Origin of the sequence: Flavobacterium sp. GSP6 (assembly GCF_003984855.1) — a bacterium.
Classification (GTDB): domain Bacteria; phylum Bacteroidota; class Bacteroidia; order Flavobacteriales; family Flavobacteriaceae; genus Flavobacterium.
Genome location: NZ_RYDO01000001.1, coordinates 308,436 through 328,515 on the forward strand (window position 1 = coordinate 308,436; position 20,080 = coordinate 328,515).

Annotated in this window: 20 protein-coding genes and 1 tRNA gene; 5 read left to right on the forward strand and 16 right to left on the reverse strand. The window is 34.7% G+C overall.

Annotation, left to right across the window (positions count from 1 at the left end; all coding sequences use genetic code 11):
* Nucleotides 1-3: 3 nt before the first annotated feature.
* The 12 genes from EKM03_RS01375 to EKM03_RS01430 all read right to left on the reverse strand — a co-directional run bounded on the left by EKM03_RS01375 (nucleotide 4) and on the right by EKM03_RS01430 (nucleotide 10,628).
* Nucleotides 4-324: a type II toxin-antitoxin system RelE/ParE family toxin gene (locus tag EKM03_RS01375; RefSeq protein WP_073209474.1), complete on the reverse strand. Its 321-nt coding sequence runs from the start codon at nucleotides 322-324 to the stop codon at nucleotides 4-6.
* A 74-nt stretch (nucleotides 325-398) separates the two neighbouring features.
* Entirely contained in the window at nucleotides 399-1,565 is a 1,167-nt protein-coding gene (locus EKM03_RS01380) for a restriction endonuclease subunit S (RefSeq protein WP_126739747.1), read from the reverse strand.
* Nucleotides 1,566-1,567: 2 nt separating this feature from the next.
* A complete protein-coding gene (locus EKM03_RS01385; RefSeq protein ID WP_126739748.1) occupies nucleotides 1,568-3,139 on the reverse strand; it encodes a type I restriction-modification system subunit M in 1,572 nt (523 codons plus the stop codon).
* Nucleotides 3,140-3,438: 299 nt separating this feature from the next.
* Nucleotides 3,439-4,083, reverse strand: coding sequence for an NUMOD1 domain-containing DNA-binding protein (locus EKM03_RS01390; protein WP_126739749.1), 645 nt, complete (start codon nucleotides 4,081-4,083; stop codon nucleotides 3,439-3,441).
* Entirely contained in the window at nucleotides 4,073-5,497 is a 1,425-nt protein-coding gene (locus EKM03_RS01395) for a primase-helicase family protein (protein ID WP_126739750.1), read from the reverse strand. Before EKM03_RS01395 ends, EKM03_RS01390 begins: the two co-directional genes overlap by 11 nt.
* A gap of 235 nt (nucleotides 5,498-5,732) precedes the next feature.
* Nucleotides 5,733-6,557, reverse strand: coding sequence for a hypothetical protein (locus tag EKM03_RS01400; RefSeq protein WP_126739751.1), 825 nt, complete (start codon nucleotides 6,555-6,557; stop codon nucleotides 5,733-5,735).
* Nucleotides 6,558-6,746: 189 nt separating this feature from the next.
* Nucleotides 6,747-7,010, reverse strand: coding sequence for a hypothetical protein (locus tag EKM03_RS01405; protein WP_199741546.1), 264 nt, complete (start codon nucleotides 7,008-7,010; stop codon nucleotides 6,747-6,749).
* Nucleotides 7,011-7,067: 57 nt separating this feature from the next.
* Nucleotides 7,068-8,051 (reverse strand): DUF3871 family protein, encoded by a 984-nt coding sequence (locus tag EKM03_RS01410; RefSeq protein ID WP_126739752.1) that lies wholly within the window; start codon nucleotides 8,049-8,051, stop codon nucleotides 7,068-7,070.
* Nucleotides 8,035-8,895: an AAA family ATPase gene (locus EKM03_RS01415; RefSeq protein WP_233584042.1), complete on the reverse strand. Its 861-nt coding sequence runs from the start codon at nucleotides 8,893-8,895 to the stop codon at nucleotides 8,035-8,037. Before EKM03_RS01415 ends, EKM03_RS01410 begins: the two co-directional genes overlap by 17 nt.
* 143 nt (nucleotides 8,896-9,038) lie before the next feature.
* Nucleotides 9,039-9,383 carry a hypothetical protein gene (locus EKM03_RS01420; RefSeq protein WP_233584043.1) on the reverse strand — a complete coding sequence of 115 codons (345 nt, stop codon included), beginning with the start codon at nucleotides 9,381-9,383 and terminating at the stop codon, nucleotides 9,039-9,041.
* 110 nt (nucleotides 9,384-9,493) lie between these two features.
* Entirely contained in the window at nucleotides 9,494-10,288 is a 795-nt protein-coding gene (locus EKM03_RS01425; protein WP_126739754.1) for a hypothetical protein, read from the reverse strand.
* Between the two features lie 19 nt (nucleotides 10,289-10,307).
* A complete protein-coding gene (locus tag EKM03_RS01430) occupies nucleotides 10,308-10,628 on the reverse strand; it encodes a hypothetical protein (RefSeq protein WP_126739755.1) in 321 nt (106 codons plus the stop codon).
* Nucleotides 10,629-10,937: 309 nt separating this feature from the next.
* On the opposite strand from EKM03_RS01430, the gene EKM03_RS01435 reads away from it, so the two are divergent.
* Nucleotides 10,938-11,183: a helix-turn-helix transcriptional regulator gene (locus tag EKM03_RS01435; RefSeq protein ID WP_126739756.1), complete on the forward strand. Its 246-nt coding sequence runs from the start codon at nucleotides 10,938-10,940 to the stop codon at nucleotides 11,181-11,183.
* Nucleotides 11,184-11,220: 37 nt separating this feature from the next.
* On the opposite strand, the gene EKM03_RS01440 is transcribed toward EKM03_RS01435, so the two are convergent.
* From EKM03_RS01440 to rseP, 3 genes are all read right to left on the reverse strand, one after another.
* Entirely contained in the window at nucleotides 11,221-12,426 is a 1,206-nt protein-coding gene (locus EKM03_RS01440) for a site-specific integrase (protein ID WP_126739757.1), read from the reverse strand.
* 230 nt (nucleotides 12,427-12,656) lie between these two features.
* Nucleotides 12,657-12,730, reverse strand: a tRNA-Asn gene (locus EKM03_RS01445).
* Nucleotides 12,731-12,868: 138 nt separating this feature from the next.
* On the reverse strand, nucleotides 12,869-14,218 hold the full coding sequence (gene rseP / locus EKM03_RS01450) for an RIP metalloprotease RseP (protein ID WP_126457651.1): 1,350 nt from the start codon (nucleotides 14,216-14,218) through the stop codon (nucleotides 12,869-12,871).
* A 234-nt stretch (nucleotides 14,219-14,452) separates the two neighbouring features.
* Here rseP and EKM03_RS01455 point away from each other — a divergent pair, with 234 nt between their 5' ends.
* The 3 genes from EKM03_RS01455 (at nucleotide 14,453) to EKM03_RS01465 (ending at nucleotide 18,318) form a co-directional block, all read left to right on the forward strand.
* Nucleotides 14,453-15,520 carry an NADH:flavin oxidoreductase/NADH oxidase gene (locus EKM03_RS01455; protein ID WP_126739758.1) on the forward strand — a complete coding sequence of 356 codons (1,068 nt, stop codon included), beginning with the start codon at nucleotides 14,453-14,455 and terminating at the stop codon, nucleotides 15,518-15,520.
* A 374-nt stretch (nucleotides 15,521-15,894) separates the two neighbouring features.
* Nucleotides 15,895-16,935: a Gfo/Idh/MocA family oxidoreductase gene (locus tag EKM03_RS01460; protein WP_126554052.1), complete on the forward strand. Its 1,041-nt coding sequence runs from the start codon at nucleotides 15,895-15,897 to the stop codon at nucleotides 16,933-16,935.
* 171 nt (nucleotides 16,936-17,106) lie between these two features.
* Nucleotides 17,107-18,318 (forward strand): MFS transporter, encoded by a 1,212-nt coding sequence (locus EKM03_RS01465; protein WP_126452111.1) that lies wholly within the window; start codon nucleotides 17,107-17,109, stop codon nucleotides 18,316-18,318.
* 45 nt (nucleotides 18,319-18,363) lie between these two features.
* On the opposite strand, the gene EKM03_RS01470 is transcribed toward EKM03_RS01465, so the two are convergent.
* A complete protein-coding gene (locus tag EKM03_RS01470; RefSeq protein WP_126567760.1) occupies nucleotides 18,364-18,810 on the reverse strand; it encodes a hypothetical protein in 447 nt (148 codons plus the stop codon).
* A 103-nt stretch (nucleotides 18,811-18,913) separates the two neighbouring features.
* On the opposite strand from EKM03_RS01470, the gene EKM03_RS01475 reads away from it, so the two are divergent.
* Nucleotides 18,914-20,059 carry a cystathionine gamma-synthase gene (locus EKM03_RS01475; RefSeq protein ID WP_126576702.1) on the forward strand — a complete coding sequence of 382 codons (1,146 nt, stop codon included), beginning with the start codon at nucleotides 18,914-18,916 and terminating at the stop codon, nucleotides 20,057-20,059.
* Nucleotides 20,060-20,080: the final 21 nt, after the last annotated feature.

The following is a 20,080-nucleotide window of genomic DNA, read 5'->3' on the forward strand; positions in this document are numbered from 1 at the left end:
TTTTTACTTGTAGTGGTTGCTTAATTCGATTATGGAACAGATGGTAATAGTGTTGGGTTCTTCACCTTCTACGGATGTTCTAAATTCAATACGGTACTGGTCATTGACTCTGATTGATTCCAGACCCTTTTTTGTACCACTTAATTTTTCATAATTCAAGCTTATAAAAGGAAACAAGTCTTCTACACGATTGGCAGTTTTTAATTTGTCTATGGCTCGCTTATATTGCTTTATCACTGTGGGTTGAAATCTATATTTCTTGTTTTTAGATTTTCCTTCAGTGTAGAGTTCGGCTAAATACTCTTTGTCAAATTCGATTACCATATTTTGGTTTTTCGTGGTACAAATGTACAACAATTAGTTATTATTATTCACTAAATAAGTGAATTATTTTGTAATCACACAAACATTCCCTGTAATAATCCTTTTTTCCAAACCTCCGTATTCGTTATCTGTGCCTGACACTCATTGATTTTCTCATCAATGGTAGATAGAAAAGTAGCGATTTTGGTTTGTTCTTCTAAGCAAGGAATTAGAATATCTATTGGCGCGAATTTAGAAATCCAATGTCTTTCATGTCCTCCAATTTCATAATTCATAATTTGCATTGCTTCGTAAATGAATTTAATGTCAATACCCTCGCAAGCAACTAATATTTTCATTGCTGAAGATTTTGCTTTAAACGGAAAATCAACAAATTGTGTTGCGGTTGTAAAATCATCAAATATTATTACTGGCAAATTGTTTTCAAAGATTCCATTTGTCTCATTCGTATATCCTAAAATGAATGTCTTACCTGCGGTTAACACAGGTGTGGAAAATGAATTGTCGTATTCTGTACTTGAAACCAAATATTTAGTGGGTTGTAAATAATCTAAACATTCTCCCAACTTCTTCTCCTCCCAATCCGCAAACGCATTCCCATTATCGTCTTTAAATCGTAGTTCTTGCGAAAAGATCTTTTGCATCACGCCTTTTTTGTATTGCTCTAAAAGGCTTTTCTTTTGCTTTAAAGCTTGTAGTTTTTCATCTACTGTCGTAAGGAATGTTGCGATTTTTTGTTGTTCAGTTATGTTGGGAAATTGAAATTCAATGTTTGTTAATTTTTCTTGGTTTAAATTATCCTGAGCTGCACCTTGAGATAAATTCTGGATTTGTATTTTAAATTTATCAAACAGATTTTTAACAAACAAAACGGTAGTTTCATTTTCTTTAGGAATTAAACCTATTATGCTATCAGGAAAACAGGCTTTGATTTTAAGAATGGAGGTTTCAGCAATATTAGCAGCAATAGTAATACAAAGCGTCTCTTCTGGCCATAATTTACTTTGCTTTAGACCTGCTTCGGAATAAGTTTGGGTATAGTCGCTAAGATATAAGCCAGCATTCCTAATGTCTCCAGTTTGAAGAAAAGGATAAATTCCTCCGTATAGAAATCCTGCATTTCTAGGTCTGTGTTTTGATTTACCTCTTCCGATTTTTGCTACTTCCCCTAATTTCTTCGATTTCCATTCACCTTTAAACTCAGGAAAACGCAGAGTGGGTATGTTCTTTAGCTTTTCCATAATTAAAAAGGAGTTGCAATATTCAATTGTGCACAGAAATCAGCAAGGATTTTATCGGTATCGGCAATTTTTGTGTCCAATGCTTTTATATCATTCGCAATAGCGTCAATGTCAATGCTGTCTTCCGCTTCAAATGTATCTACATAACGTGGAATGTTCAGGTTGTAATCGTTTATGGCAATTTCTGCCAATGTAGCACGCTTGCTGTATTTATCTTCCTCGTTACGATTGCGGTAGGTTTCAATGATTTTGTCAATATGTTCCTCGCGCAATACGTTTTGGGTTTTTACCTTGTCAAAATGTTGGCTGGCATCTATAAACAAAACATCTTCTGGGTTTTCACGGCATTTTTTATACACCATAATACACGTAGGAATGCTTGTGCCATAAAAAATATTAGCAGGCAACCCAATCACGGCATCCAGATAATTGCGGTCTTCAATCAAGTATTTACGAATGTGTTGTTCTGCTCCACCACGAAACAAAGCTCCATGTGGCAAGACTAATGCCATAGTTCCGTTTTCAGCCAAATGATGAATCATGTGTTGTACAAAAGCAAAGTCAGCTTTACTGCTTGGTGCTAACTTACCGTACTGGCTAAAGCGGTCATCACTCGTAAACAAAGGATTTGCGCTCCAATTAGCAGAGAAAGGAGGGTTAGCCACAATAGCTTCAAATTGTTTGTCTAAATGTTGCGGGTGTTCCAGAGTGTCTTCCTGCTTAATGTCGAATTTACGGTAATGTACATCGTGCAAAATCATGTTCATTCGCGCCAAGTTATAGGTGGTACGGTTCATTTCCTGCCCGTAAAAGTTAGACACTTCACTTACTTCTTTAGCAACTCGTAATAACAATGAACCAGAACCACAGGTAGGATCATAAACAGATTTTAGTTTGCTTTTTCCCGTGGTTACAATCTTAGCTAATATTTTACTGACTTCTTGTGGCGTATAGAATTCACCTGCTTTTTTACCTGCTCCACTGGCAAACTGTCCAATGAGGTATTCATAGGCATCACCTAACACATCGAGTTCTGTGTTTTCGAGTTTAAAGTCAATTTGGTCTAAATGAAAAAGTACTTTTGAGATAATGTCATTTCTCGCTTCAGGAGTTTTTCCGAGTTTGGTACTGTTCAAATCCATATCCTCAAAGAGATTGTCAAAATCATCTTCACTCTCCGTACCCATCGTACTTTGTTGGATATTAATCAGAATTTTTTGGAGGTCTTCTATAATAAAACTGCTTACGCCTTCCACATCGCTATTTCCACGTTTGGCAATTTCGCTAAAGAGTTCATTGGGTTTCAGGAAGTAGCCTAATTTGTCTAATGATTCTTCTCTAATGGCTTCTATGTACTCCTTTCCTTCGGGAGTGGTATCGTCAATAGTTCTGAATTTTAATCCGTCTTGTTCCAGAATAGAATTGGCGTAAAGCTCCATTTTCTCAGCGAGATACTTAAAGAAAATAAATCCTAATATGTAATCCCTGAATTCATCTGCATTCATTTTCCCACGAAGGGTATTGGCAATATTCCAAAGTTGTTGTTCTAACTGTTTTTTCTGGTCTTCTGACATTCTATAAGGCTCTATTATTTTATCCGCTAAAGTATTGAAAAATTAATTAGGACTATTGAGGAAACCCGTATAAGAATGGGATTTTTATTGATTTCTAAGCCATACATTCCATTATCTTACTGATAGCGTCACGAATAATACTATTGATATTGAAAATTTGGTTGTAAGGATAAATTATTGAGAGGGTAGGGAAAGAATAACGGTTTTGCGACCAAGGAGTCTAGTATCGCCAAATTCATTATACAGATTTGGTTTAAAATGAAAAAAGACAGCTGTTACACTGTCTTTGAATTCAATATTTATGAGTAATTCCAGATAAAACCACCACTTTGTTCTCGTTCATTACGACAACAACGTGAAATACAGGTTTTGGATATTCCAGTTTCTCTTGATGCATCTGCAACAGAATTGTAATGGGCTAAGATTTCACCATCTAAAGTAAATTGAGTGACTTCTTTTTTCCTATTATCCGTAGCAGGTTTAAAGGTATTGTTTTGGGAATAAGACCAAAAGTGCCCTTTCCAAACGGTAGCTGTTAAACAAGCGTTGGACACCCTCCGTTTGTCATGCCCTAGTGTTAATTGAATTTCTTTTAAACCATCGAAAGAAGCTATTAAATTACCTTCTAAATCAAACTGGTAGACAAGCTTATTGAATCCCCCACCAGAATCTGAATTATAACCATTCTCTTTGCTATCATACTGTAAAATGTATTTTTTTTCTTTTTCAGCTAGCTCATTAGAAGAGTTTGCGCTGTCGATTTGAGTCCATGTGAACGCATCTGCTCCATACGTGGCGATTCCTTCTTGAAAACAACTGTCAACTTTTTTTCGAGATTTTTGTAGGTGGTCTGCTTTCCTCTCTTCAATACTTTTAGTGGTCGCACCTATGTATACCTCGTCCGTAATTGTGTTTACCACTTTGTAGATTATATTATGCTGCATTTTGAACTGAATTAGAGGTTAAAATAAAAGTATACTTCCCGCCTGAAGATTCTGTTGAAAAAGTCGCTCCTTTTTTTGCGGCATATATTTTTAACCATTTGGCAATTTGATGCGGAGTTGTTTCTTTCATCTCAGGATAAAAATGTTTGAAACCACTTTCAAATTCTCTCTTATCTATTGAAGTGTCATTTTGAACATGTGCGTCGGCGTAAGCTACAAATTTGTCATTTAATCCATCTAAGAATCTATTTTGAGATAAATTAATGTGGGGCACTTTATACAACCCATGTTGAAGGTATGACTGGCAACAACCCATCATAAAATGATAAAATTTATTCCATTCATTTTCGTTCCATTGCGAACCAAAAAATCGATTTCCAAATTCTCTTTCTGGGGTAAAGTCTTGATTATAATGGTTGTTTATTTCAAACTCAAATCTGCGTCTTTCATCAGAAGAACCGCCGGGCCCAGAAACATAGTAATTTGAAGTAATTAATAATTTTGGAGAATTGTTGAAGTCGATGTAAAATGCTTTTTCCCGTTTGCGTTCAACTTCAAGCCCAGAAGTAATCATTGGAAAGAATCCTTCAAAACTGTAGTGCTTTTTCAAATCATCAAAAACCAGAACGTCTGTTGTTAACTCAATTCGTTGATTCTTAAACCAACTACCTTCTTTTATTTCCTTTGCATCAAAAATCTCTACTTCTCTACATTGTTTCAATGCCATTGACAAAAGTGTTTTACCCGTACCTCCATGCGCTTGGTTGTTTTGCCCCATTCCCACATCGTAGAGAATAATTGCCATAGGTTCTCCTACTTCCTTGTTTCTATGTAATAAGTATCCTAAAATAGTTCTTAATGCTAATAACCTTTCTGAGTTTTGTCCTGTGATATGTTCACAGAATATCTCAAACTGACCTTTTCCTGAAGGATTCGTGAATGATTTCTGTATGATTCTCTTTTCCCAAATTGGATTTTGGAGGGTTGAATAATCATAGGAGGTAATTGCATTTTTATCTACTTCGCAATAGCAATTATTAAAATAAAATCTTGAACTCATTCTCGGGTCTCGATCATTTATGTTTTCAATCGAGGTAAGCATATCTAATTTTTTAGTTGTAATATAACCTCCAACCCCCTTAACAAACACTTCTAAAACTTCTGGTTTATTGTTTTTTATCAGGTAGTTCTTAACGTCATTTGCCATTTGTCCTTCTGTAACTTGACTTAACCTATTGTTCGTCATTTTAGCGAATACATAATTGTTTTCTCCAATTTCAACCTTAACATAACCATTAGATTCGAGGAAGTTTAATAATCCCACATGTAAAATTTTTGGAGCTCCGTTTTCTGTCCAAAACACTTTTTCGTCTTGTCCTTGTTGTTCTTCTTCTTTTTCTTCTTCTTCTTTCATTTAATTAATTTTTTAAACCTACTGTTATTTCGGTAGGCTGATGCAAAGATTGAAAGAATAAAGGCTGAAAAATATCAACGTAGTATAAGAGCAGTATAGTTTTAAGCAGATAACTATAAGTACTATGTAATATATGAAAAACAATATTTTTAAATACTTTTAAATGCGTAGTATACAAGTAGTATAAAATTTGCTAAAAAGGGTTTTTAGGCTTTGAAAACAATGTTTTTTAGATTTATTTCCGAAAGGATTTTACGATTAAAGAATCTAATTTAGTAATTGTTGCTGGAGTGATTTTGTAAGTCCTTAAGTTTTTGAAATCAACTTTTTCAATTGACCTTTTTTTAACTTTGATGAAGCAATTTACAGCAACTCGCCATTTTTCATCTCCGTTATCTTCAAAACCATAATCAGGAGTATTGATTATTTTTATAAAATATTTGAGTTCACTTGTGCTACCGGTCCAACGAATTAATTTTTTAATGGTTTCGTTTTTAAAAACAAGTTCGAAATCATTGAGTGTTGTTTCTTTTTCAATTAAATCATTCTCCATTAAAACTTTGTAGAGAAGCTGTATTTTAGTAAAACTATTATTATCTCTACCGGTAATGTATTTGAATGAATTGTTCTTAGTGGTCTTGTTTAGGTGCGTTGAATATTCAATAGATAATTCTTCAATTGCCAATTTTAATTCTGTATAGTAATCCTTGAATTCAGAATCCTTACTGAAGTTGTTAGATATTAGTTTAAGTACTGATATCAGCGATTCACAGTAATAATTTTTTTCTATCTTAGATAGGATTTCAAACTCATTGTGGATTGTTTTTATTTTCGCTTTGAACTTTTGCAATTTAAAACTTTCAAAAGTTACTAAAACTTCATTATCAACCACTTCTTCATCTATTACAACAGGAGCATTGTAAGTGAACTGATCAAATTTATCGTTAGCAGTACAAATCTCAAATTCATTTATTTTACTAAATAAGTCACGAAATCCTTTTTCTAACCAATCAGTTTTTTTAAATTCCTTAAGATCCTCGATTAGTTTATTAAGTTGCATAGTGCTTGTAGCATTAAAGTTTTAGTCCTACAATATTAATTGTTTTTTAATGAGATAAAAAATGGAGAGACAGAATCTCTCCGTTTTCAATTTGTACAAAAAGCTTTTTCAGTGGTTTTTTGATAAAGGAGAAACCGTCTCAAAAGATTGGGTATTCAAAATTCAGCATAACTCCTTGTTTTATAATAGCTACTCTGTAAATTCTTCAATAAGGATTTCAAAAGAGTGGTAATGGTAAGCATTGCCGTTTATTATAAAAATTGTTTTTAATTCTGTTGTCACTTTAACCTGACTAACCCAAACTAATTGCCCTTTCCTTAGCAGTCCTACATTGGATAATACCTCGACCTTGAAAGGGCAAAAAAGTAATTTAAGCACATTGTAGTAAGTAATTACATAAAGCTCTTTAGGCGAGCTGTATTGTAGCACATCTGCTAATTCATGGTCTTCCATAATTTCTTCTTTCTCTACCTCCCGTAAAGTGTTCCTTACCTAACAAAAGAGCTATGATTAATAATGTAGGAACCAATTGGGAATGTTGTCTTGGATAGATTTACCTAGGTCATTGATTAGTTCGTATGCGTTGACATTACGTTCTAGGTTATTATCGATGTAAGAGGATTTGTTTGCTTCCGTAAATAAGTTGTACAGATTCCAGAAACTTATCGAACCATCGGGACTTCTTGAGAAGTTTGGACACTGGTAATAGTCTTTCACAATGTTGTTTATCTGACTGTCATTCAATGAAATTGGGAAGATTGACTTCTGTGTGTGCTTGTCTAAGTGCGTAAACATTCTGAATTTTCCAATTAAGTGTGCAAATTGCGTTTCAGACAACTTGTGTTCAATCATTCGCTCCATCATTCTTAGATGATTATCTCTCTTGTAATTAGAGAAAAGTTCAATCATTTTGTCTTCTAGTTCATAAATGGAAGATATCCTTATTTCATTGGAAAAGCCATCAGTACTGATGCACAGGTTGGTACACACCTTATTTTTGAAACCAATAAAGACTTTAAATTTCTCCATTGATTTTTTGGAATAAAGGTTCTCCTGATTATAGGCTCGCACTCCGCCAATGCTCAATGTAAGCTCATTTCCGTTAACAATTTGCTTTGTCGAGGGTAAATCTATAATGAAGGCGCATCGTTCGTAATAAATGGTTTTTTCGTGTTCTTCAAGGTCTTTGGCAGGTTTCCCAATTGCTGAAGGAATTCTTCCTTTTACAACGTGGCTAACTCTAATATCAGGTGTTTTCTGAAGTACCCCAGGCAGTAATTTTTGAATTATTTGTTGGCATTTATCTACAAACTGGAAATGACTGATTGTTGACTCGTTATCCTTTGAGAATACAGGAATGATGCAATCTTTTTCCAAATGGTCTAAGCTCACTATTTCAGTATTGGCTTCAATAAAACTACTTGATGGTTTGTTTATTATCTCGTTCTCATCTACTAGATGCTCGTTGATGCTACTATTAAGTACTAATTCCATGGTTCTCTTCAATTAATGGTTTTACAATTTCTTTTTCGTCGACTAGGTGACTAGCGATGTTTTCTATCTGGTTTTTTCTATTCATAATGGCATTGTGAATCTGCTTTTGAAGCGAAGGATATTTTGAATACACATGCTTCAATCCCTCAAGATTCTCACAAGCATTGATTTCAGACATCGCTATTTCAACTGAAATCCCCAGATTACACCATTCAATAAGTTTCTTTCCGGTGGATGAATTAATTACGAATTCAGGTTTCCCAGAAAATAAACCAGTTCTATCTTTAGAAGCGGTAACAAGATGATTGTCATTTATAAGCTCAAAATTGACTGTCAGCTCATATTCGAAGCCGTCTCTTGTTATTTCCTTCGTACCTAGCTTCATTACTTTAGTCTTACCGTTGCCGTCTTTATCAAGACTGTAATCCGTTTTGCGTCGTACAGTAGTAATTACGTGGCAGTTTGAATTAAGAATTTTATCGATAAAGGCTTGATGACGCGGAGTTATTTTAGCCCAATCTTGGAATCTTCCTCCAAGTTGTTCATGTAGTTCCAAGCATCCACCTTTGCCAGACCATTCGTGTGTAATGCTGTCAATTATAACTACTTCGATTTCTTCTTTTTCACAAACCTCAATGGCTTGAATATAACGCTCTGGAGCGTATGGCTCATTCAACGACAATACGTTAAAATCTCCTAAATGAGAGTAGAGACTGGCACTGTTGTTTTCTGTATCGATTATGGCTATTTTAGTCCAATCGTTAGTGATTCCGTAAGCTAATAGTAAGGCTGAATAAGATTTACCAAAGCCACTTGCTCCGCTTAAACCCAGTCTTAATTTCACTTGGTTTCTTTGTGCTTTTTGTAATTTCATACTGATGTTATTTGATGTTGTTATTGGTCGTTATTCGACATAATAAATTATTGTTATAAAAAAAAAGGAACTCCTTTTGAGAGTTCCTTAATTAATTTATTGCGATAGTGTTTTTAGTACACCAGTTCATTCTTTAGCACATTGTTTTCAATGATGCTTTCTTCTTCTGAAAGGTATTCGTATCGGTGCGACATTTTGATGATTTCGCCCGTTTCCCGAATGGTAAATTCATAAGGGTCTACTGTTACCTTTTTTATAGTTCCGGGCATTTGAGTTCCTAGTAGTGCCTTACAGGTTGGTTCGTTAAACGTACACGGTACTTTAGTTGTTCGCGCTGTAAAGTAAGTCTTTCCAGTTTCTTTACTTTTAACAGATTCAATTCCTCCTTGTACTTCAAGAGCAAAGAAGCTTTCTCCATTCTCTCTTTGATATTTTTTGTAATCTACAATTGTAACCATAGTTTTTATAATTTTAAGATTAAACATTGACGGGCATATCCCAAATTATAAAATGAGTAGGGGGTGAAGTGTGGTTTAGTAAGTGTGTGACTTAAAAAAAAATTAAATTTTTAAAAATTGCTATTATAAATACTATCTTTTTTTAACTTTTCCTTTTCAAGTTCCATGCGTTCAATATTTCGTCTCGTTGCCTCTTTTTTTTGTCTCACGTTCTCTCTTTTATCTGCGAGTTTACCGTCTTTGATTCTTTTTTGTTGATCTGAAAGTTCTTGGTAATGAATCGTTGTTTGAATGAACTCATTAGAATGGTCACAAAGTACATTACAAGGGACACTAACTTGACCTGAATGAACTAACTTGTAAAGATTATTAGATTCAGTCAATTCAATTACTATTCCGTCTTTTATCCAAGTTGCTCCATGATCCTTTACACTATTAAACTGTTCTTCTTTATCTTCATATTCACAAATTGGGCTTCCATATCTTCCTTGTAGAATTTTGTAATAGACTTCATAATAATACTTAGGATTGTACAAATTGGAATTTTTATTGAATTCCAATACATATTGAAGGTGCATTATTTTTAATTGATTGTTTTCTACTACATGAGTAATTTTAAACTTACAGCCTTTTTCTAAATTTAGGTAAAGGTTGTCTTTGTAGATTTTCATTATCCCCTCTTTAATGTTTTTTTTTGTAACGCTATCAAATTCAGCTTCTGTCATATTTAAATGATAATTCATAAAAAGTATTTGATTCTTCTTTGGGGTAGATTTGCTCTTTAAAGTTATTTCAGTAATTTCATCATAATAATCTACAAAGGAGGCTAGGGTTTTTTTTTCATTTTCATTTTGTTTGCAGCATGTTAGAGTTATTATCAGGAAAAATAAGATTGTGTTTTTCATTTTGATGTGGTTTAAAATTTTAAAAGGGCATTACGCCTAAACAGATTAGCTTGTTGTTTTCTTTGACTTCGATTGAAAGCGGAGGGTGTTTGTGGGCAGTGTCATAAAAGTTGTAATTATGGACTTCTTTATCTGTGCCCCATGTTTGCGGTTCTATTTTCAATGTAAGTTCTCCTTCTGAACTTTCATGAGCATGATTAAGCATTCCTTTAAAAAATTGATAAAAATCCTTTTTATTAGGCGCTTCTGTCTCTACCTCCGCTGACATTAGAAAAGGTAAAAATGATTCTGGATCGTTATTGATGCATGATAAAATCAATTGAGCCTTAATTTTTTCCATTGAGATCGTCTTATTTTCTGGTTTTTGATTAAAACCTTAATTCATTCTGAAGATGTAATTGTTTTCCGGTACTAAATATAAATATAGCTGTCACAATACCCACTTTTAGTGATTTGTTAGCAAAGTAATTGGTTTTCAAATCATTCCATTACGGGCTTCCTCATTCTTTAAAATAAACCGCAATTCTTTTAGATTAGTGTATTACATCACTCATGGATTTTATATCAATCCACAAATCTAATTTAATTTTCGACTTATAAGTCGATAGGTGAAGAGATTTTTGATTTAACCGTTTGTTTTCTTTGCTCAATGCAGAAGCATCTAGAACAGATAGAACTTGAATTAGTCAAAAGGATATACAAAGAGTTCCTTGTAAAATTCAATGGCAATAAATCTGAGTTTGCCAGAGCTGCACTATGTTCAGAAACTACCGTAAGAAGAGTATTTAGAAATGAACAAAGAATGACTGTTGATTTACTATTGAGATTCTGTTTTGCTTTGGGTATAGATGTAAATGAAATTTTTGAAGGAATAAATATTTTAAATGAAAAATGAGCCTAAAACGCATTAAATACGTTAGACTCATTTTATACTATTTCAATTTATCTTTTAGATTAGCCATTGCCTCACTAACTTCCTTCTGCACTACCTTCCCGTAACTTTCCTGTGTAATAACCATGTTAGAATGACCAAGTAGTTCTGATACAATTTCCATTGGAACATCATTGTACAGTAAAACTGTAGAAGCAAATGTTTTTCTTGCAATGTGGTGCGTCAATCTTTTTTCAATTCCAGTTATAGCTGAAATTTCCTTGAGATACGAATTGAATTTTTGATTGCTTATTGATGGGAATATGCGGTTACTATCAGTTGAGTATTTCTCAATAATTTCTTGAGCCTTTGGTAGAATTGGAATTGAGATTTGACGCTGTGTTTTCTCTCTCTTCATCTGAATCCAGTTAATGTTATCAAACCCTATTTGGATGTTCTGCTTCTCAAGATTTGCCATTTCATTATAGGCTAGTCCTGTGTAGCAACAAAAAATAAATAAGTCTTGAATGGTGCTTAATCTCTTTTGTTGTAATACTGCTTCTTCAAGGGTTTTGAGTTCCTTTGTAGTAAGGAAGATAACGGTTTTACGGACTGTTTTGGACTTGTGAAGTATAAACGGATCTCTATCTAAATAACCTTCTGAAATGGCTTGTTTTATTGGGGTTCTAAGCCTTTGAATGGTTTTGTTGATAGTAATTTGTTCTTGTTTCTTCTCTGTCTTTAAATAGTAATCAAAATCATCTAAAAACTGTAGACTCAATTCTTCTAAAGGAAAATCTGTTTTTTTAAATTTCCATTTCAGGAATGCTTCCAGATGATTTCCAACGTAAACGAATTTGTTATAGGTGTTGTCTTTGATTTCTAATCCTACGAGTTTTTTGATTTTGGCTAGATACTGTTTATAGTAGGAAAGGACAAATTCCTTCTTTTTGATTTCAACACCTATGTATTTATTATAGATGTTATCAAGAGTACAATTTTCATCTTGAAGTTGGAATATCAAGGCAATGTTATTTATCTTGATTTGAATTTGCTCAATTTGAGCATTAATGATTTTGGAGTTAGAATCGCGTGAGTTGACTTTTTGAAGTTTATTTTCCCAGTTAAGTGGATTTACAAAAAGTCCAGTAGTGAATTGTTTGCGTTCCTTATTGAGGGTGATTCTACAATTAAGAGGGCATAATCCCTTTTGATTGATTTTGGTCGGACTGATTACAAATAGAATTGTAGTTTTTTCTTGGTGCATGTTTCCAATTGATTTTGAGTTAAACAATTGGCATAACAATTCGGAATTTTAAAATGGGAACCTCGAGATTTTAGATGGGAACCTCTATGGGAACCTTTTTTCCTAAAAAAACTTGGCAAACTTGTCAAATAACAAAATCTCCATTTTTAATAAACCACCATGAAGTCTCGCTTTCACTACCGCTTTAAAACAAAAAAGACCTTACATTGCTGTAAAGTCTTTTTAAAAAGCTCCCTCTCTTGGGCTCGAACCAAGGACCCTCTGATTAACAGTCAGATGCTCTAACCAACTGAGCTAAGAAGGAAACTGTATATTTTTATTCTGGTAAAAAATGAACGTTTTTGTGTGCTTATTAATGAAGTTTATTTCACTTGTAAAGCGGTGCAAATATAGGGCTTAATTTGATTTCTGCAAGCAAAAATAAAATTTTTTTTAATTTTTTTTACTTCCCTACAATTGCCTTGTAAATGTCGTTTCCGTTAGCAAATAATAACAGTGTTATAAGTAATACGAAACCAACCATTTGCGCATTCTCTAGGAATTTGTCACTTGGTTTTTTACCACTGATGATTTCATATAATAAAAACATAACGTGACCTCCATCAAGTGCCGGAATAGGCAATAAGTTCATTACACCTAGCATTATGGATAACAATGCAGTGATATTCCAGAACACTTGCCAGCTCCAGGTATTAGGAAAGATGTTAAAAATAGCAGCAAACCCCCCAACTTCTTTATAGGCTTCAGTTTTAGGATTAAATATCGTTATAAGCTGATTCCCATAATCAACTAATCCATTAAAACCAATATTAATCCCAATTGGAATTGATTCTGCAAAACTATATTTCTCACGATTAACTTTATAAAGATTCAATTTTTCAATATTAGAATAAGGTAATCTTGAAGCGTAAGCTATTCCTAATTTTGATTTGTTATTAAATATTACTGTTGTCTGAATGATTTTACCATCTCGTTTTAAAGTTACGGGAACCGTTTTCCCACTAAAGTTTTTAAATTGTGATATTGCTTGATCAGCATATTTTATAGGGCTGCCATTAAAGTGGGTTATAATATCTGCAGATTTTATAGTTTTAAAATTAGGAGAACTCTTTTCAATCTCACTAACGATAAATGGAATCCTCATTTCTACTAATGTACGTTTAACGCCAGAATTACTTATTTGATTGATAATATTTATAGGAAACTCAATTATTTTAGTTTCATTATTTCTTTCAACTGTAACTTCTTTAGCTAAGAATAAATTTTTAGAGATATCATCATAACGTTCCATTTTCTTTCCATTTATAGAGAGTATTTTATCGCCTGTTTGTATTCCTGCTTTTTCAATAGCTGGATTTGTTACCCAAATTCCATCTTTCAAATCCGCATTTGCTATGAAAATATCGCCATAAGCAAATGCCATTCCGATATATATAATGAAAGCCAAAATAAAATTTACGGTAACGCCTCCCAACATAATAATCAAACGTTGCCAAGCCGGTTTAGAGCGAAATTCCCAGGGTTGCGGAGGCAAGGCCATTTGTTCCTTGTCCATGCTTTCATCAATCATTCCGGAAATTTTCACATAACCGCCAAGAGGCAACCACCCGATACCGTATTCAGTTTCGCCAATTTTCTTTTTGATAAGGGAATATTTAACATCAAAAAATAAGTAGAATTTTTCGACTCTGGTTTTAAACAGTTTAGCAGGAATGAAATGTCCTAATTCGTGAAGTATAATCAGTAATGATAAGCTCAATAAAAATTGAGAAAGCTTGATAACTATGTCCATTTATTTGTCATTGCGAGGAACGAAGCAATCTAATCCTCTTATTAATTTAATTTTACAACTCACAAAAGTAAGGTTTTCTATTTGTTTAATTCGCAATAATTGTTCCATACCGTTTTAAATGTTTGTTAATTAATGAAAATTCAGTCCCTCGTTTCGCTGCTGTCCCGTAACTTTACTTTTTTTAAAAGGAAATTCCCTTTGTCTTTATTTTAATTACATACTTAAATTACTACTATGTCATCTCAATTATTTTCTCCACTCCAAATAAAAAGCATTACGCTTAAAAATAGAATTGCAATTTCTCCTATGTGCCAATATTCTGCTCATGATGGCTTTGCTAATGATTGGCATCTTGTGCATCTGGGAAGTCGCGCCAGCGGAGGCGCAGGATTAATCATTCAGGAAGCGACTTCGGTTTCTCCAGAAGGCAGGATTTCTCCGGGCGATTTGGGACTTTGGAAAGACGAACAAATCGAAAAAATGCAGCAAATTAATCAATTTATCATCAGTCAGAATTCAATTCCCGGAATCCAATTGGCACATGCCGGAAGAAAAGCCAGCGCCGCATCACCATGGAACGGAGGTAGAAAAGTAGCTAAAATACAAGACGGTTGGGGTCCAGTAGCGCCAAGTGCTGTAGCCTATCATGACAATGAAGCAATACCAATTGCATTAGACCAAACAGGAATTCAAAAAGTAGTTTCCGACTTTAAATCAGCCACAAAAAGAGCGCTTCAAGCAGGTTTTCAAGTGATGGAAATCCATGCCGCACACGGGTATTTGTTGCATCAGTTTCTTTCGCCTTTGTCTAATTTTAGAACCGATGAATACGGTGGAAGTTTCGAAAACCGAATCCGATTGACACTCGAAGTCGTTGTAGCAGTTCAAGCTGAGTGGCCGGAAAACTTGCCTTTATTCGTTAGAATCTCAGCAACAGACTGGGCAGAAGGCGGGTGGGATTCTGAGGAATCTGTACAACTTTCGAAAATACTAAAAGAAAAAGGAGTGGACTTGATTGATGTTTCTTCGGGAGGATTAGTTTCGCACCAACAAATTCCGTTGGGACCAAATTACCAAGTCCCTTTTGCAGAAAGCATAAAAAAAGAAACCGGAATCCGGACTGGCGCCGTAGGTTTAATCACTAATGCCGCCCAAGCCGAGGAGATTGTTGCTTCAGGTAAAGCGGATTTAGTGTTATTTGCCAGAGAGTCCCTGAGAAATCCAAATTTAGGATTGACATTTGCCCATGACTTAAAGGCGGAGATCGAATGGCCAAAACAATACGAAAGAGCAAAAAAGTAAAATTTTGAAACATATAAGTAATGACTAAAATTTAATGTCGTATTTTAATAAAGCACTAAATTTCTTTGCCACAGATTTCACAGATTAGCACAGATTAATTCGTTATGTAATTTTAAAAATCTTTTTAATCCTTACAATCTGTGGCAAAAAATCTTTTTAATAATTGCGACAATATATCTTTCTTGCTACTTAAGTCATATAAGTAACAGCCACTGTATAATGTCGTGTTTTAAAATTAGACAAAATGACGCAACAGATTGATTTTAAACTACTGTTTGCAATAGTGTTCCTTTTGACTTTATGACGTTTAAACTTTCGACTTACTTGAGTTTTGTTTTTAAAAAGTATAAATCAATGTTATATAAAATAATACCATGCAAAAAATAAAAACAGCTTTGCTTTCCTACGGAATGTCCGGAAAAGTATTTCATGCTCCTTTTTTAGAATTTCATCCCGGATTTGAGCTGCTTGGTTCTTGGGAACGAAGTAAAAAATTGATTCATCAAGATTATCCTTCGGTGAAAAGTTATGCCACGATGGAAGAGCTATTAGAGGATGATCTTGATCTGGTGGTAGTCAATACCCCTGTAGAGACACATTACGAATATGCTAAAAAAGTGCTGTTGGCCGGGAAACACGCCATTGTCGAGAAAGCATTTACCACAACGGTTGCCCAAGCGCAGGAATTAGCTGCTATCGCTAAAGAAAATGGATTGAAACTGGCCGTTTTTCAAAACAGACGATGGGACAGTGATTTCAAGACCGTCCAGAAAATCATTTCAGAGAAAGTTTTGGGAGATCTTATAGAAGCCGAAATCCATTTTGATCGGTACAATCCGCTTTTGAGTCCAAAACAACACAAAGAAACCGCCAATTCCGGTGCTGGAATTCTCAAGGATTTAGGGCCACATTTAATCGATCAGGCCTTGTGCTTATTTGGATTGCCACAATCTGTTTTTGCTGACATCCGCATCACACGGGAACATTCTTTGGTTGATGATTATATCGATATTTTACTGTATTATTCTAACTTTCGTGTCCGATTAAAAGCGGGTTTTTTTGTCCGGGAAGCGATTCCCGCTTATATTATTCATGGAAAAAAAGGGTCATTCCTGAAACCGCGTGGCGATGTACAGGAAGACGAATTAAAATTAGGAATGAAACCCAATCTGGATGTTTGGGGAACGGAATCAGTTGAAAAAAGAGGGTTGTTACACACGGAAATAAAAGGCAAAACGGTTCAGGAAATCACACCCACGCTTCAAGGGAATTATTATGACTTTTTTGACGGCGTATATCATTCGATTACAAATGAATCTATAGAACCGGTTACGGCACAAGAGGGTGTTCAGGTTATGCGAATTATTGAATCGGCAATCCAAAGCAGTGCGCAGAAAAAAGTAATTGACCTATAAAATCTACCGCGAATTCGCTAATTTTTTTAAACTTTTGTGAAAATTAGTGAATTCGCGGGAATTACTTTTTATGAACAATAACGTTGTAGCTTGCATCAAATGTGTGGCTCTGACACAACCAATCGTTGCTTTTTGTAATTTTGGCACAATAAAATTCTAAAACAAATCACTTTGATAGATTTAAACTTTTTAGGAAGGTCAAAAACGAAAGCTAAATTCAAGAAAACATATAAAGATGCTAAGATTTCGTATCTGAAAAGAATTCGTTGGGCAGTTTCTATGTTCTATTTTGGTATGGGTTTGTGTTTTGCTACTTGGGCCAGCCGAATTCCGGATATTAAAACAGCATTGCACCTAAGCGAAGGGGATTTAGGGAGTATTTTATTTGCTTTGCCACTAGGACAACTGGTGGTGATGCCTTTTTCCGGTAAATTGGTCACTCGTTTTGGCAGTCATCGGATCTTGATTTTTTCCTTGCTTTTTTATGTTTTTAGCTTGACAAACTTGGGCTTGGCTGTTGCGGCTTGGCAATTGTCATTGGGATTATTCGTGTTTGGAATTTTTGGAAACTTGTCTAACATAGCCGTGAATACACAGGGTGTTTACACAGAAGTACTTTTCAAAAAAACAATTATGTCCTCTTTTCATGGGATGTGGAGTTTTGCCGGATTTACAGGTGCTTTAGTAGGATTGGGTATGCTGGCATTTGAGTTGACTCCGTATGTTCATTTTTTGATTGTTGCCGGAATAGTACTATTGATGATGGCATTTAATTATAATTTTTTGGTCAAAGCCAAAGAAACGATCCAAGTCGAGAAGAAAAAAATGTTTTCAAAACCAGATAGCGGTTTAATTTGGCTTGGTGTCATTGGCTTTTGTTGCATGGCCAGTGAAGGTGTTATGTTTGACTGGAGCGGCGTTTATTTCAAAGATGTTATCAAAGCACCCGGACCATTAGTGATTTTAGGATACACTTCTTTTATGATTATGATGGCAGGTGGGCGTTTTTTAGGGGATGGACTGATCCGTAAATTTGGAAGAAAAAGAGTCTTACAAATAAGTGGTATCATGATTTCGGCAGGACTTTTTACAGCAGTACTTTTTCCTTTTATTATTCCCGCAACCCTCGCTTTTATGTTTGTAGGACTAGGTGTTTCTACTATTGTGCCTACTGTATATAGTGTTGCCGGGAAAACACCAAACGTTTCTCCCAGCGTAGCCCTAACCACAGTTTCCAGCGTAAGCTTTCTTGGATTTTTGATGGGTCCGCCTATTATAGGGTACATCGCTGAGTTGTCCAGTCTGCGATTTTCATTCGCATTTATAGGTATTTTTGGATTTTTGATAGCACTGATGGTATCCCGAATTAAAGCTATAGACTAATTGAATTTTTGATTCTAAAAACAAGTTGTCCTCGTGTTTTTAGAATCAGATCCCCAAAAGACCTCTGTTGGAGTAAATTAAACCGAAAGACTGGTGGTCAGACATACTTTTATAATTTAAAATATTTTCAGATTTGTATTTTATGCTTTCTTCAACCTGAGCTTCCCATCCAAAGGTATCATTCGGAAAATCGTTTTGGAGTTTTTCGTAGGAACCAATAAAAGCAGTCGTTAGTTCCTTGTGATTTGATGCAGTGTGTGGCTTTTCGCCAAAATAAATAATTTTCTTCAGTACAGAAAATACTTTTTTATTAATGCTGTCTGCTACAATTGGGAGTTCTTTAGCTATTAGGATTTTTAAGCTTATTGTAGGACATGGCTTTTTGCAGTGTAATGTAGTTGTTGTTACAAAATTCTGGTATTCAAAAACTAATTCATTAGAGCACCGTGTGATAGAAAAAAGGATAAGTGAAAATAAGACAATGTATTTCATCCTGTAATAGATAATTAAATACTATGGTACCTACTTGAGGCTTGGTAAGAATGAATTAAACGGTAAATTTGTAAAACAATCGAGCATTTTAAAATTAGAAGATATGAAATTTAATACTAAAGTGATTCACGGTGGACAACACCATGACCCAAGCACAGGAGCCGTTATGCCACCGGTATATCAAACATCTACATTTGCACAAACAAGTCCCGGACAACCCATAAATCCGGATTATGAATATAGCAGAGCTGCAAATCCTACCAGAACCGCACTGGAAAATGCATTAGCAAGTATAGAAAACGGAACCCGAGCATTGGCTTTTTCTTCAGGGTTAGCGGCTACAGATTGTGTTTTGCGTTCTTTCAAAGCAGGGGATGAAATTATAGCAATGGATGATTTATATGGAGGAACCTATCGCATGTTTACCCGTATTTACAAAGATTCCGGAATAAAATTTCATTTTGTGGATATGAATGACATAGAGAAATTCAAGTCATTGATAACTGAAAACACAAAATTAGTTTGGGTAGAAACGCCAACAAATCCTTTGATGAAATTAGTAGATATTCAGGAAATTGCTAAAATCACCAAAGAAAAGAAAATACTTTTCGCAGTTGATAATACTTTTGCAACGCCTTATTTACAAAAACCATTAGACTTAGGTGCTGATATTGTCATGCATTCGGCGACGAAATATCTTGGCGGTCATTCTGATGTAATTGCGGGAGCTTTAATTGTAAAAGAGGAGGCGCTTGGGGAACAATTGCATTTTCAACAATTTGCAACTGGAGCTACATTAGGGCCAATGGATAGTTTTTTAGTGCTTAGAGGAATAAAAACGTTGCATTTGCGTGTCGAAAGACATTGTCAGAATGGAGAGAAAGTAGCGAATTTTTTAGACAATCATATAAAAGTAAAGACGGTGTATTATCCAGGATTGCCAAGCCATCCGTTTCATGCAATTGCAAAAAAGCAAATGAGCGGTTATGGAGGAATGGTCTCGTTTACCTTTGTTTCTGGTAAAAAAGAAGATGCTATTGCTTTTCTAGAAAAAATTAACGTATTTACCCTTGCAGAATCCCTTGGAGGTGTAGAGTCATTAGCAAATCATCCGGCTTTGATGACTCACGCATCAATTCCGGAAGACAAACGGGCAGCAGTTGGTATCACAGATGATTTAGTCCGGTTAAGCGTAGGAATCGAAGATATCGAAGATTTACTGGAAGATTTGAAACAAGCCTTAGCGTAAGATTTTTTCAAAATAAAAACA

Bases quoted from the DNA above. Each gene is read 5' to 3' on its own strand.
- EKM03_RS01455 (WP_126739758.1), top strand. From the start codon at position 14,453: ATGTCATCTCAATTATTTTCTCCACTCCAAATAAAAAGCATTACGCTT.
- EKM03_RS01400 (WP_126739751.1), bottom strand. From the start codon at position 6,557: ATGCAACTTAATAAACTAATCGAGGATCTTAAGGAATTTAAAAAAACT.
- EKM03_RS01380 (WP_126739747.1), bottom strand. From the start codon at position 1,565: ATGGAAAAGCTAAAGAACATACCCACTCTGCGTTTTCCTGAGTTTAAA.
- EKM03_RS01470 (WP_126567760.1), bottom strand. From the start codon at position 18,810: ATGAAATACATTGTCTTATTTTCACTTATCCTTTTTTCTATCACACGG.
- EKM03_RS01385 (WP_126739748.1), bottom strand. From the start codon at position 3,139: ATGTCAGAAGACCAGAAAAAACAGTTAGAACAACAACTTTGGAATATT.
- EKM03_RS01375 (WP_073209474.1), bottom strand. From the start codon at position 324: ATGGTAATCGAATTTGACAAAGAGTATTTAGCCGAACTCTACACTGAA.
- EKM03_RS01410 (WP_126739752.1), bottom strand. From the start codon at position 8,051: ATGGAATTAGTACTTAATAGTAGCATCAACGAGCATCTAGTAGATGAG.
- EKM03_RS01435 (WP_126739756.1), top strand. From the start codon at position 10,938: ATGCAGAAGCATCTAGAACAGATAGAACTTGAATTAGTCAAAAGGATA.
- EKM03_RS01390 (WP_126739749.1), bottom strand. From the start codon at position 4,083: ATGCAGCATAATATAATCTACAAAGTGGTAAACACAATTACGGACGAG.
- EKM03_RS01430 (WP_126739755.1), bottom strand. From the start codon at position 10,628: ATGGAAAAAATTAAGGCTCAATTGATTTTATCATGCATCAATAACGAT.
- rseP (WP_126457651.1), bottom strand. From the start codon at position 14,218: ATGGACATAGTTATCAAGCTTTCTCAATTTTTATTGAGCTTATCATTA.
- EKM03_RS01475 (WP_126576702.1), top strand. From the start codon at position 18,914: ATGAAATTTAATACTAAAGTGATTCACGGTGGACAACACCATGACCCA.
- EKM03_RS01395 (WP_126739750.1), bottom strand. From the start codon at position 5,497: ATGAAAGAAGAAGAAGAAAAAGAAGAAGAACAACAAGGACAAGACGAA.
- EKM03_RS01405 (WP_199741546.1), bottom strand. From the start codon at position 7,010: ATGGAAGACCATGAATTAGCAGATGTGCTACAATACAGCTCGCCTAAA.
- EKM03_RS01425 (WP_126739754.1), bottom strand. From the start codon at position 10,288: ATGAAAAACACAATCTTATTTTTCCTGATAATAACTCTAACATGCTGC.
- EKM03_RS01420 (WP_233584043.1), bottom strand. From the start codon at position 9,383: ATGGTTACAATTGTAGATTACAAAAAATATCAAAGAGAGAATGGAGAA.
- EKM03_RS01460 (WP_126554052.1), top strand. From the start codon at position 15,895: ATGCAAAAAATAAAAACAGCTTTGCTTTCCTACGGAATGTCCGGAAAA.
- EKM03_RS01440 (WP_126739757.1), bottom strand. From the start codon at position 12,426: ATGCACCAAGAAAAAACTACAATTCTATTTGTAATCAGTCCGACCAAA.